This is a genomic window from Flavobacterium sp. Root186 (genome assembly GCF_001428525.1).
Lineage (GTDB): Bacteria > Bacteroidota > Bacteroidia > Flavobacteriales > Flavobacteriaceae > Flavobacterium.
Window position 1 is genome coordinate 504,292 of sequence record NZ_LMHW01000013.1, and the last position, 13,472, is coordinate 517,763.

Sequence of the window (13,472 nt, forward strand, 5' to 3'; positions counted from 1 at the left end):
GATTTTAATTATAGAATTCTAAAAGAAAATAGAATTGAAATAAAACCACAAGGTAGAATCGGGATAATAGATTTCAAAGAATTCGCTCATGCTATTCACAAGAAAAAAATCAAAAAAGCAAATTCAAAACCTACTGAATTTGTAACTTTACAAGTAAGCATTTCTATATGCTTCTAACGCTCTTGTTTCTTATCGAAACAAATAAATTTTAATCAAATGGAACAATCAAAAAATCATAAAATTGAAGCTTCAAGTTTCGATTTACAGCAATATTTAAACAGAATCAATTTTTCAGAAGAAATCAAACTAGATTTAGCGGGCATAAAAAAATTGATGCAAAACCAGATATTTAGTGTACCATTTGAAAATATTGATGTACAGGCCGGTAAAACGATCTCACTTATTGGCGATGATATAGTAAACCAAATCGTAACTAAAAATCGCGGCGGATACTGCTATCAAGTTAACGGAATCTTTTCTTTATTACTTCAGGAAATTGGTCTTCCTCATTATTATATTGCGGTGCGTCCATTGGTTAATCCTATTCCAAATGCTAAAACCCATCTGGCAATAATTGCTGCAATTGAAAATGAAGAATATCTGATTGATTTAGGGTTTGGGGGTAATAGTATTAGAGAGCCTTTGAAACTAAATCAAATTGGAACTGAAATTCAGCAGGATTTTGACACTTTTACTTTGGTAAAAACGGAAGATGATGAATATTTACTGCAAATGCTGATTGGAAAAGAATGGTCTAATTTATATTCGTTTGATCTGGCTCCTCAAAGATGGATCGATTTTAAACCTGCCAATCATTATAATTACTCGCATCCGGATTCTTTTTTTACACAAAATTTAATTGTTGTTTTACAGAATCCTTTGGGTAAAAAAATACTATTTAAAAATGCTATAAAATTAGTAACAAACGGGGTTACGGAAATTATTCCTTTTGAAGATGATCAATTGGATACTATTTTGAAAACAGAATTTAATTTGACTGTGTAACAAGTCTTGTGTAGAAACTCTTACTAAAAACAAAGAAACCGATTGCATACAGAAAAGTATTACATATTTAACAATTATTGCTCTTAAAATAATCTTAAATCTTCATCTGCTATTGATAAATCATAACTACCTTTGCATTGCAAAAAAATAATTTTATGAACTTACAACATATTCCACAAATTAAGCATACTGATAGCGGGAATTTCTTTTTATTGGCGGGACCTTGCGCTATTGAAGGAGAGGAAATGGCTCTTAGAATTGCTGAAAAATTAGTTGGTATTACCGACAATCTTAAGATTCCTTATGTTTTTAAAGGATCATTTAAAAAAGCAAACCGTTCCAGAATTGACAGTTTTTCTGGGATTGGGGACGAAAAAGCTTTAAAAATTTTAAGAAAAGTTTCTGAAACTTTTCACATTCCAACAGTTACAGATATTCATACTAACGAAGATGCTGACATGGCAGCACAATACGTTGATGTTTTACAAATTCCTGCATTTTTAGTTCGCCAAACTGATTTAGTTGTGGCGGCTGCAAATACGGGAAAAGTGGTAAACTTGAAAAAAGGACAATTTATGAGTCCTGAAAGTATGAAACATGCTGTACAAAAAGTATTAGACTGTAATAACGAAAATGTTGTTGTTACAGATCGTGGTACTATGTTTGGCTATCAGGACATGATTGTTGACTTTAGAGGAATTCCTACTATGCAGCAATATGCTACAACGGTATTGGATGTTACGCATTCTTTACAACAGCCAAACCAAACTGCCGGAGTTACGGGCGGAAGACCTGATATGATCGAAACTGTTGCTAAAGCTGGTATTGCAGTTGGTGTTGACGGAATTTTTATCGAAACACATTTTGACCCTGCAAACGCAAAAAGTGATGGTGCTAACATGCTTCATTTAGACTATTTTGAAGGTTTAATGAATAAGCTTGTTGCTATCAGAAAAACAGTTAACTCATTTTAAATTTATAATACTTAAGTTCTTTGAAAACAAATATTTTATTTTTCCTATTGGCTTGTGTTTCACTAAACACATTTGCTCAAGAAGAAATACCTGTACAAAAATATACTGCTCACAACAAAGGAAAATTCTTTGTGATGTGGGGTGGTAACAGAGAAAGTTACTCAAAATCTGATGTAACTTTTACTGGAAAAGATTATAAGTTTAGAGTAGAAGATATGTCTGCTCATGATAAACCAAAAGGATGGCACGTTGATTATATCAACCCTGCTAATATGACAATTCCTCAAACGAATTTGAGATTGGGTTATTTCTTTAGTGATCACTATAGTGTTACAATTGGTGTTGATCATATGAAATATGTAATGACTCAGAATCAAACGGCTAAAGTTAATGGCGATATTAATTTACCTGCAAATGATCCTGCTTCTATCTACAATGGTCATTATGAAAATACACCTGTAGATATGTCTTTAAATGGTGCTATAGAAGGTGGTTATGACATGGGGGTTACTAATCCAAATGGACCTGCTTTTTTAATGTACGAACATACAGATGGTTTAAATTACATTAATACAGAGGTTTCAAGATTTGATGATATTTCGAAATTGTTCAGTCTTCCAAATATTGATAAAGTACAGATTAACTTGACTGAGGGATTAGGAGCTGGTGTTTTATATCCTAAAACCAATACTACTCTTTTAGGAAAAGAACGTCATGATGATTTTCATGTTTCTGGTTACGGTATTTCTGCAAAAGCGGGTCTAAATATTACTTTCTTCAAACATTTCTACCTTCAGGGAGAACTAAAAGGAGGTTATATCGATATGCACGATATTAAAACTACTGTAAGTAACGATGATAAGGCCTCACAGCACTTTTATTACTTTCAAAGAATTATTGCTGTTGGAGGAATCTTTAGAATTTAATACTTATTCGAAAATATATTTTAAAAATAGTTATCATTTATTTGGTAACTATTTTTTTTATTATTTACTTTGTATCTCAAAGTACTTTATTTGCTATTTGAACACATCATGAAAAAACAAAAATATATTTTCTTTATCATCACATTCGCACTAAGTTTTGGCTTGGCGTTATTTGTGGCTATGAAAGTTTTCCCAAATAATCCGTTTTCAAAAACAAAGACGGAAACGAAAACTGAATTGAGTAAAATTCAGGATGGTGATATTATATTTCAAACTTCACAATCTCCTCAATGCGAAGCAGTGCGAATTGCAACCAATTCTAAATTTTCACACTGTGGAATTATTTATGATATAAACGGAAATTGGTTTGTTTTTGAGGCTGTTCAGCCAGTTAAACTTACGCCTTTTGATGAATGGATCCAGCACGGAAAAGGCAATAAATATGTGGTAAAGCGATTAAAAAATGCTGATAAAGTTTTGACACCGACTGTTCTTCAAAAAATGAAAGATTACAGCCAACAGTTTGATGGAAAAGAATATGACGCGTATTTTGAATGGACGGATACAAGGATTTATTGTTCTGAATTGGTTTGGAAGATTTATAAAAATGCTGCCGGAATCGAACTTTCAAAACTAAGAGAATTGAAGAGTTTTAATTTAGAAGATCCAAGAGTTCAAAAGATATTAAAAGAGCGATATGGGAATGAAATTCCGTTAGAAGAAAAAGTCGTTGCTCCTTCTGATCTGGATGATTCTAATTTGCTTAAAACTATAATTGATAATTATTAAAATTCTATAAAAGCTAATTCTAAAAACAATTAGCTTTTTTATTTAATCATTTACTTTGAAATTCAAAGAACTTTTAACTAAACAAAACATGAGAGATTATTTAATTGAAAGATTATATGAATGTACAAAAAAACCTTATCAAAAGTATTTTAAGAAGAGTGAACCATGGGCAATCAATAAAACCGAATTAATGAATTTCCCTAAAGATAGTTTGGGTTATGGCTTAGGAAATTTTCTCTACAAACATCATTTTGATATTCAGGAAAAACTGGAAGATCATGATATTATTCATGTTTTAACGAATACCGGAATTTCTGTTTATGAAGAAATCGGAATGCAGTATTATCTTCTTGGCAATGGAAAAAGAAGCTTGTATTTGTTTATGGTTATTTTATCAGGTACATTATTTTATCCCAAGAAAATAAAATACTTCACCCAACAATTTCTAAGAGGAAAACAAGCACATTCATTCTATTATCTGGATTTTTCAAAAATGCTTTTGATGCCTCTAGCATCTATTCAACAAACATTTAAAATTTAAAACTTATGAAAACAATCAACCATAAATCATTTGAAGAAAAACAATCTACTGAATTAGCAATTGGATCTTTCATTATCATTACAATACTATTTATACTTTATATTGTCTCCAATCAAAGCCCAAATATTCTTGTGATAGCTTGGCCATTTGCTTTTTCAGCAATAATCGTAAATGCGATAATGTTCTTTCACTTAACAGACCGATTTATTCATCTTCCCGAACAAAGAAGAGATATTGCAGTTAAAATTTTAATTCTGCTTTCTAATATTCCAATCACATTTTTTTACTATTTATTAGTAATGAAAAACTAAATTTTAGAATTTCATCAAATAAAAAAGCTGCGAGTATAAACTCGCAGCTTTTAAATATTTTTGATTTTAAAAATCTTAATTTGCAGATGGAAGAACAATTCCTGTTTGGTCTATCAAATAGATTAATGAAGTCATTGTTGCAGCACCAAGTTCTAATTCTCTTTTATTGATTGCATCAAATTTATCGTTTGCTGCGTGGTGATAATCAAAATAGCGCTGTGAATCTGGCATTAAACCTGCTTTTACAATTGTTGCTTTTGATGTTAAATGCTCAATATCTGAACCTGCATGTCCTTTAACGAAACTGTTAACGAAATAAGGCTCAAAGAAATCTTTAAATCCTTGAATCTTTTTAAAATTTGCATCATCAGCTTCGATAGAAAAACCTCTTGGTGTAAATCCGCCTGAATCACTTTCTAAAGCAAAAATATGATTCTCGTTCTTTTGTTTTGCAACTTCTTCATATTTAGCGCCGCCTTTTCCTCCGTTTTCTTCATTCATAAACAGAACAACACGAATTGTATTTTTTGGCTTATAATTTAAGTTTTTCAAAATACGAACAACTTCCATACTTTGTACTACTCCTGCTCCATCGTCGTGAGAACCATCGGCTAAATCCCAAGAATCTAAGTGTCCCCCAACAACAATAATGTTCTCCGGAGTTACAGTTCCTTTTAATTCTCCAATAACATTATAGGATAATGCATCTGGCAATGTTTCGCAAGATTGTTTGAAATAAAATTTTATGGCTGGATTTGCTTTTAGTAATTTACTCAACAATTCAGCTCCATTTGTACTAATTGCAGCTGCAGGGATATATTGTTCTTTTGGTAAATCGCCATAGCTTTGAGCTCCTGCATGAGGAAAATCATCTAAACGTAAATTTAAAGACCTTACAATTGCACCTACTGCACCAAGTTTAGCAGCTTCTTTTGCACCACTTCTTCTTTGGTCTCCAGCACCTGAATAAGATTCAAATGTTCCAATATTTTCAGGATTCATTGGTCTGTTAAAAAATACAATTTTACCTTTTACTTTATCTCCAAGTCCTTTCAATTCATCAAGGCTTTGCACTTCTATTACCTCAGCTGTAATTCCTGTTTTTGGAGTTGCAACTGAACCTCCAAGAGCACAGATTGGAACAGCAGTTTTTACTTTTCCGTCTAAAATAAAAGCAGTTTCTTTTTCACCGCGAACCCAGTGAGGAACCGTAACTTCCTGCAGATAAACTTTATCAAGACCCAGACCTTCTAATTGTCTTTTTGTATAGTCTACAGCTTCTGCAGCACCTTTTGATCCAGATAAACGGCTTCCGATATCATTTGAAAGATATTCTAACCAAGAATAACATTTAGCTTCGGTTAAAGCTTTTTTGTAAAATAATTTAATGTTTTTTTCATCATTTGACTGAGCAAAAGATGTGGTCAATCCATTTAAAACTAGAGCAGTTAAAAGAATCGTTTTTTTCATAATTTTAATAACATTTTGGGGTTATGTTGCTTTTTTGGCTTCTCTTCTTACAAAGAAACGAAAAATCTACAGAACAGTCAGTGTTTTTTTATAGTCTTCTCTCAAAAAAAAACTCTAATTACAAACCTTTTTTGTTCATAATTAGAGTTTTTCTTATTTTCTTTAAAATAATGTTATTTTACTTCAATGATCTTATTTTTTATACCAATTCCATTTTCATTAAAAGCTTCAATTGTAAAATAATACTTTATTCCTTTGTCTAAACCTCTAAAATCATACGAGTTATCTCCATAAACCATAATGCTATTGTATAATTTATCCGGAGCAATTCCGTAATAAATATTGTAGCCAACGGCATCATTTTGTTTTTTCCAAGAAATCATAGCGTTTCTTGAATCCAGTTTATTTCTGTCAATTTTAAATGATGCAACGGCTTTTGGTTTTTCTGATAATCCATTTCCAAAAACCCTGAAATCTGAAATGGCAAACAATCCAGATGCATTGTGAATATTAACCATTTTAATATAACGCGCTTTGATTGATTTTGTTAATTCAACATAATCATGTGGTGCATCTTTATCATTCTTAGATTTATCAACAACCAAAGTCCAGTTTTGTGCATCATCTGACATGAATATTTTATATTGATAATAAATATCCATTGCTTTATTATACTGCGTTGCTTTATGATCTGCGTAATTGATCTGCAATGCCTTAATTTCCATTTGACGGCCTAAATCCATTTGAAGCCATTCTTCTGGATCGCTGGTTTTGGCAGACCAATACGTTTGAATATTTTCATCGGTTAAATTTTCCGGGCCATAACAAAATTTCTCATAGACTTTTTTCCCGCCGTTATCCATCCTGTGCGTTTCAACTTCCAGACATTCTTCAGAAGAAGAAACCGTTACAGGTTTTTTATACGAAAGCAGCATCCATCCTGATGAAGCTCCTTTTGTCTGATCACGATTACCTGTTGGAAGAACGATCGGAAAATCTCCATAAGAGGTTATTGAATACATTACATCATCTTTATCAAAACCTGCCGGAAACATATCGATACGGCGCTCAAAGCGGTCTTTAATTGAGATTTTACACGTTCCAGTATTCCAATAATTTCCGTAGTTATCTGCAAAGGTATTTCCGTGTCCAGCACCAATTACAAATCCGCCCGGTTTATAAGACATTGGATTGTGTTTTTGATACGTAAATGGTCCTAACGGATTATCTCCAACATGAACACCGTTTGCATAACCTTTAAATTCGGTTGCCGGAGCACCATACTGCATATAATATTTTCCATTGTGTTTTGTCATCCAGGCTCCTTCAATAAAATTTCCCCAAGGAGCTGGTTCCATATCATTATTTGGACCAAAACGTTCCCAACCGTGCGATGCAGGATCTAAAATAGCAACTTCTTTTATTTGACCATACGGACGCTGAATATCTTCTACTTCCGTCGCTTTGTATAATTGTGCATAATCTGTCTGATTTCCTTTTGGAAGCCATGTTTTATAGTCAACTTCTGTACCCACAAGCGGTAATTTTCCGCTTGAACCGTAATACATATATACTTTTTTATCATCATCCTGAAAAATGGCCGGATCCCAGGTTGGCAGCATAGCTTTGTCTACGTGACGTGTCCATCTCCCTGATTTTGGGTCAGCTGTTTTCCATATTGGATGATCTCTTTTCCATGTTGAACCAACATAAAATAATGTATCGTTTACAACCCACGCAGCTGGCGCGCATTGGTCATCATCGCCAGGCTTTCTTTGAAAACTTCCATAAACGAAATTCCAGTCTGACATATCTTTGCTCCAAAAGAAACCTGCCTGATTTGTCGCAAATAAATAGTATTCACCCTTATATGTAATAATTACCGGATCGGCACTTGATCGGCGCGATTCAGGAATTCCGTTATGATTGTGAGTTGTAAAATTGTATCCAATATTGATTGGGTTACAATAAGTTGTAGCTGGTTTATTTGGGTCAAACCAATCTGTTTTTCCGGGAATATTAGCTTTTTGTGGCCAGATACTTGTTGTACAGGCAGCTAAAAGCAATATTAATATCTTTTTCATTTGTATTCTTTTTAAGTTTATAGAATTCAATCTCTTAGTAAAATGATGATGAAAATCTATTTTTTCTCCTTTAATCTTTCGCTTAAAAGTTCAGGCTCGTTTGTAGTAATGTAATTGAATTTATTTGCTATTATCCAATCCATATCAGCAGCTTCATTAACTGTCCAGGCATTTAAATTTATTTTATTGTCTTTTGCTTCTTTAATCCATTCAGGATGTTTTTTAAAGACTGAATAATGATAATCAACACCAGAAATATTATCTGCTTTTATTTCTTTTGGAGATTTATTTCCTTCTAAATACTGCAAAATAGTTTTCTGGTCAACTTGCCTGATTTGTTTTAGAACTTCATAATCAAAGCTTATGTAACAGGTAATTTTATCTGCTTTTAGTTTTTTTATCGTTTCAACAGACATTAACGCCGTTTTTTGTCCTCTTTCTTTACTTATTTCCGAAGGTTTTATTTCACAAACCAAAAGAGTGTGCTTGTTGTTCTTCTTTCCCTCTGAAATGTATTCGTACAAGGTTGGAAGTTTTTCTCCATTAGAAAGCTTAAACTTTACTAAATCAGCATAATTGGTTTCTTCGATAAGTAATTTGTTATAATGTGCATCGTGATTGATTACAAGCGAATCATCAGCAGTTCTCCACACATCAAATTCTGAACCCGGTAATTTTAAGTCAATTGCATGTCTTAAAGACGCAATAGAATTTTCCGGCAGATTGTTTTTTTTTCATGCACCACGATGTGCTACTATTGCATTATCTTTTACGCAGCACGATTGAAAGATAATTGCTACTGCTAAAAAAAAAGATATTCTGAGTGCTTTAATAGTCTTCATTATTTTAAAATTATAATTTATAAAAAATGTTCTTTTATAAAAAAGCCCTCCGTCAACCAAACGAAGGGCCCTTACTAATCAATAAACCAACTATTTAGTTAACTCAAAACTAACTTTCTTGTCGGCAGTTGAATTTCCTCCAACGAAAATATCAAACTGTCCAGATTCTGCTGCGAATTGTAAATCAGAATTATAAAATTTTAAATCTTCAACAGTAATGTCAAAACTTACTGTTTGTTTTTCACCTTTTTTAAGTGCTATTTTTTGAAAACCTTTCAATTCTCTAACTGGTCTTGTTACTGAACCAACTAAATCTCTAATATATAATTGAACTGTTTCTTTTCCGTCAAAATTTCCAGTATTGGCTACATCAACTGTTACTTTTAATTTTCCGCTGAAGTTCATTTTATCAGAAGAAATTTTCAAGTTTGAATAATCAAAAGTGGTGTAGCTTAAACCAAATCCGAATGGGAATAATGGTTCGTTTCTTTCGTCAATATAATTTGATCTGAATTTTTCGAATTTACCTTCTGTATTAGAAAGTGGTCTTCCTGTATTTTTGTGTGCATAGTAAATAGGTAACTGCCCTACGCTTCTTGGGAAAGTTGTTGTCAATTTTCCAGAAGGGTTTACATCTCCAAATAAAACATCAGCAATTGCGTAACCCGCTTCTGTACCTGCAAACCAAGCATTTAAAATTGCCGGGACTGTTTTTTCTTCGTCAGTAATTACTAGCGGACGTCCGTCAAACAAAACTACAACTACTGGTTTTCCAGTTTTTAATAAAGCATTTAATAAATCTTTTTGCGCTTGTGGAATTTCTAAATTAGTACGACTGCTTGATTCTCCGCTCATTTCTGCAGATTCTCCAATTGCAGCAATGATTACATCAGATTGTTCAGCAACTTTTAAAGCTTCTTCTAATAATTCTTCTTTTGAACGTGCATCACGGTGTAATGTTTTTCCAAACATTGTAGCTTTAGTTTCAAATTCTTCGTCGTAATCTAAATTACTTCCTTTAGCATATAAAACTTTTGTTGATGGTCCCGCAACTTCTTTAATTCCTGCCAATAATGAAACGGCATTTTCCATTCTTGTAGCTACACTCCATGTCCCCGGCATATTTTCTTTAGCATCTGCCAAAGGCCCGATTAAAGCAATAGTTCCTGATTTTTTAAGCGGTAGTAATTGATTTTGGTTTTTTAATAAAACCAATGATTGTGAAGCAATTTGACGCGCCTCTTTTCTGCTGTCTGTTGTGAAAATTTCAGTTTTAGCTCTTTTTTCGTCACAATATTTATATGGATCCTGAAATAATCCTAAATCATATTTTGCTTCTAAAATAAGTCTAACGGCATTATCAATTGTTTCAATAGAAACTCTTTTCTCGTCTAATGATTTTTTCAAAGTTCCTAAGAAACCTTCTCCAACCATATCCATTTCTACACCAGCGTTTAATGCTAAAGCCGAAACGTCTTGAAGATTCCCCATTCCGTGTTCGATCATTTCAGGAATTCCTGTAAAATCTGTCACCACAAAACCTTTAAAACCCCATTGTTTTCTTAAAACATCTGTCATTAACCATTTGTTTCCTGTTGCAGGAATTCCGTCAATTTCATTGAAAGATGCCATAACCGAACCTACACCAGCGTCAACTGCTGCTTTGTAAGGTGGAAAATAGTCATTGAACATTCTGATGTGGCTCATATCAACTGTGTTGTAATCACGGCCTGCTTCTGGCGCACCATATAATGCAAAGTGTTTTACACAAGCTAAAATTGAGTTGTTTTTTGAAAGATCGTGCTGCTGATATCCGTTAACCATTGCTTTTGCAATTTGGCTTCCTAAGTACGGATCTTCTCCTGAACCTTCAGAAACTCTTCCCCAGCGTGGGTCGCGTGAAATATCTACCATTGGAGAAAATGTCCAGTTGATTCCGTCTGCACTTGCTTCTTTTGCAGCAATCTGCGCACTTCTTTCAATTAAAGCCATATCCCAAGTACAAGATAATCCTAACGGAATTGGGAATGTTGTTTCGTAACCGTGAATAACATCCATACCAAAAAGTAACGGAATTTTTAAACGGCTTTGTTCGACAGCTATTTTTTGAACTTCTTTAATTTTTTGAACTGATTTTATATTGAACAAACCGCCCACTTTTCCTTCTGCAATATTTTTTGCAACATTTGAGCTGTTTGCCTGTCCTGTTGTAATATCTCCAGATGTTGGTAAATTTAACTGTCCTAATTTCTCTTCTAATGTCATTTTTGACATTAATTCTGCTACAAACTCTGACTTAGGTTTAATTTTCACTGTGCTTTTTGTGCTCTTTTTTTGAGCGTAACCCAAAACAGCACATCCTAAAAAAAGTAAGACTAATTTGTTTTTCATTCTATAATATTTATTTGTTCGTATTCGATTTTTTCTGTTTCAACATCCAGTCATAAATTTCGGGATTGTCGTAAACTCTTGTCCAGCTGTCATGTCCAGCATCATCAAAAATAGTTAACTGAACGTCTTTTGCATTACATTTTTTTAATTCTTTGTAAACGCTGACTGCATAATCTACCTTTACCACATCATCTAATAATCCATGAAAAATTCTGGTTGGAATATTGGCTATTTTACAAACGCTTTCAAGTTCTATTAGATCCACAAAACCGGATATTGGTACAACTGCTGCGAATTTATCCGGATATGAAAGTGCCAAATTCCATGCTGCCCAGCCTCCGGAACTTAGCCCTGTAACATATATTCTGTCAGCATCAATTTTGTTCTCTTTTTGAACTTTTAAAATCAGCTCGTAAATAGATTCAATGCTCCATTTTTCATCTTCTTTACATTGTGGTGCTAAAACATAAGCATCTAACTGATGTGTTTTTAGATATTTAAAAGGACCGTGATTTTTTACTTTTTCAATATCTGTCCCTTTTTCTCCATCACCTGAAATAAAAACTATTAATGGCTTTTTTTCTTTTATATTGGCTGGTTTGTGTAATATGTAGCCTAATTCATTATTCGTTACAATAACTGTTTTTATTTTTCCTTTGGTTTCATTTTGTGCAAAACTCAATGCATTGATAAACAACAGTAATAAACCTAGTTTATATTTCATAATAGATTATATCTTAAATACCGTATTTTCCTGATGTAAATCCAAGTTTTTTTAATCCTTGTTTTGTATCAGATGCATTCATAAATAATTTCCACAATAAGCCACTTCTATAGTTTTCAATCATAGGAGCAATAGTTCCCTGATCGATTGCTAAATAACGGGCAGTTACCCAATTATATTGAGGTGAAAAAGCATCGTATGGGCCTGCAATTCCAACATATTTTGCTTTATTTTCATCATATAAATAGTGTAAAAACTTCATGGATTCTATTGGTGTATATGGGAAAGAAGATAATGCAGCTGTTGGCGAAATAACACTATTATCGTTGTTAGGCTGATGTGCTGTGTAACCCGTTGTTCCATCTGGATTTCGAGTGTAGCTTGCTGTAAGTCCCCAACATTTATCTGAATAATCTTTAAATCCTTTTGGATTAGCAATGCTATATTGAACCATGATTTTAGCATGATTTTGTGTCAATTGCCAATAATCAGCATATTTATCTTTTAAGTTATTTGGATCTAAACCTAAATAAGAATAATGTGACCAGAACATTGGTCCAACATTTCCTGAAGCTCCATTGTAGCTTAAAACTACCGGAATACCATATTGAGATCTGCCATCTATTATAGCACCATTTCTTGCCCAGGCTTTATGATAAGCTTCAGCAGAAATTGGATGTGTTGGTGAAGAAGCCGCCATTACATAAGTAATCAAACATTCATTATATCCTTCTAACTTAAAGTTCATATCCCAACCATAATTTGGTGACCAATGCCAGTATAAGGCATCTTGTCCCTGGGTATACCAATCCCATTCAACACCTTTCCAAAGCTCATCGGCTTTTGATGCCAATGCTTTTTCCGTCGTACTTCCGTTTTTAAAATATTCTCTGATGGTAATTAAAGCCTGACAAACGAAAGAAGTTTCTACTAAATCTCCTCCGTTATCTTTTGTTCCAAACGGAATTACTTTCCCTGAATTATTATCCATCCAGTGTGGCCATGCACCGTGAAAACGGTCTGCTTTTTCAAGAAAGGTTAGTGCGGTCGTAAGTCTAGAAACAGCTTCGGCTCTTGGCAAAAAACCTCTTTCTACGCCTACAACAATAGTCATTAACCCAAAACCTGAACCACCTGTTGTTATAATATTTGACTCAAAATTTGGATCTTCCGTAAGATATCTTTCTCTTGCTAATTTTGAATTCGGATCAGCATAATCCCAAAAATATTTGATTGCGTCTTTTTGAACCTGATCCATAGCCTCTGTATCCGTCAAAGGTTTAGTTGGCGTTGTCGGGTTTGTTGGTAATGGGGTTCCTCCACTTTTACCTTCATCTGGTGAGGAAGAAGAACAAGAGCTAAAAGCGCTCAGAAACAAAATAATATATAAACCGATTTTCATTTTATAAAATTGT

The 13,472-nt window shown here is 33.3% G+C and carries 12 protein-coding genes; 6 read left to right on the forward strand and 6 right to left on the reverse strand.

What is annotated here, in order from left to right; genetic code table 11:
• Window positions 1–216: 216 nt before the first annotated feature.
• The 6 genes from ASD98_RS15500 (at window position 217) to ASD98_RS15525 (ending at window position 4,546) form a co-directional block, all read left to right on the forward strand.
• Entirely contained in the window at window positions 217–1,005 is a 789-nt protein-coding gene (locus ASD98_RS15500) for an arylamine N-acetyltransferase (RefSeq protein ID WP_082577871.1), read from the forward strand.
• Window positions 1,006–1,160: 155 nt separating this feature from the next.
• On the forward strand, window positions 1,161–1,979 hold the full coding sequence (kdsA, locus tag ASD98_RS15505; protein WP_053473490.1) for a 3-deoxy-8-phosphooctulonate synthase: 819 nt from the start codon (window positions 1,161–1,163) through the stop codon (window positions 1,977–1,979).
• Between the two features lie 20 nt (window positions 1,980–1,999).
• A complete protein-coding gene (locus tag ASD98_RS15510) occupies window positions 2,000–2,905 on the forward strand; it encodes a hypothetical protein (protein WP_056205983.1) in 906 nt (301 codons plus the stop codon).
• Between the two features lie 108 nt (window positions 2,906–3,013).
• Window positions 3,014–3,694 carry a YiiX family permuted papain-like enzyme gene (locus ASD98_RS15515; RefSeq protein ID WP_056205984.1) on the forward strand — a complete coding sequence of 227 codons (681 nt, stop codon included), beginning with the start codon at window positions 3,014–3,016 and terminating at the stop codon, window positions 3,692–3,694.
• An 88-nt stretch (window positions 3,695–3,782) separates the two neighbouring features.
• Entirely contained in the window at window positions 3,783–4,235 is a 453-nt protein-coding gene (locus ASD98_RS15520) for a hypothetical protein (RefSeq protein ID WP_056205985.1), read from the forward strand.
• A gap of 5 nt (window positions 4,236–4,240) precedes the next feature.
• A complete protein-coding gene (locus ASD98_RS15525) occupies window positions 4,241–4,546 on the forward strand; it encodes a hypothetical protein (protein ID WP_056205986.1) in 306 nt (101 codons plus the stop codon).
• 75 nt (window positions 4,547–4,621) lie between these two features.
• Here ASD98_RS15525 and ASD98_RS15530 read toward each other — a convergent pair whose 3' ends face one another.
• The 6 genes from ASD98_RS15530 to ASD98_RS15555 form a co-directional block, all read right to left on the reverse strand.
• On the reverse strand, window positions 4,622–6,016 hold the full coding sequence (locus ASD98_RS15530; protein WP_056205987.1) for a M20/M25/M40 family metallo-hydrolase: 1,395 nt from the start codon (window positions 6,014–6,016) through the stop codon (window positions 4,622–4,624).
• Window positions 6,017–6,189: 173 nt separating this feature from the next.
• Window positions 6,190–8,100: a discoidin domain-containing protein gene (locus ASD98_RS15535; RefSeq protein WP_056205988.1), complete on the reverse strand. Its 1,911-nt coding sequence runs from the start codon at window positions 8,098–8,100 to the stop codon at window positions 6,190–6,192.
• Window positions 8,101–8,156: 56 nt separating this feature from the next.
• A complete protein-coding gene (locus tag ASD98_RS15540) occupies window positions 8,157–8,822 on the reverse strand; it encodes a glycerophosphodiester phosphodiesterase family protein (RefSeq protein ID WP_255357691.1) in 666 nt (221 codons plus the stop codon).
• Between the two features lie 210 nt (window positions 8,823–9,032).
• Window positions 9,033–11,333, reverse strand: a complete 2,301-nt coding sequence (gene bglX, locus ASD98_RS15545; RefSeq protein ID WP_056205989.1) for a beta-glucosidase BglX — start codon at window positions 11,331–11,333, stop codon at window positions 9,033–9,035.
• Between the two features lie 10 nt (window positions 11,334–11,343).
• Window positions 11,344–12,057 (reverse strand): prolyl oligopeptidase family serine peptidase, encoded by a 714-nt coding sequence (locus ASD98_RS15550; protein WP_056205990.1) that lies wholly within the window; start codon window positions 12,055–12,057, stop codon window positions 11,344–11,346.
• 13 nt (window positions 12,058–12,070) lie between these two features.
• The gene (locus tag ASD98_RS15555; RefSeq protein WP_056205991.1) at window positions 12,071–13,459 is read right to left on the reverse strand and encodes a glucoamylase family protein; all 1,389 of its coding nucleotides are present in this window, start codon (window positions 13,457–13,459) and stop codon (window positions 12,071–12,073) included.
• Window positions 13,460–13,472 lie beyond the last annotated feature (13 nt).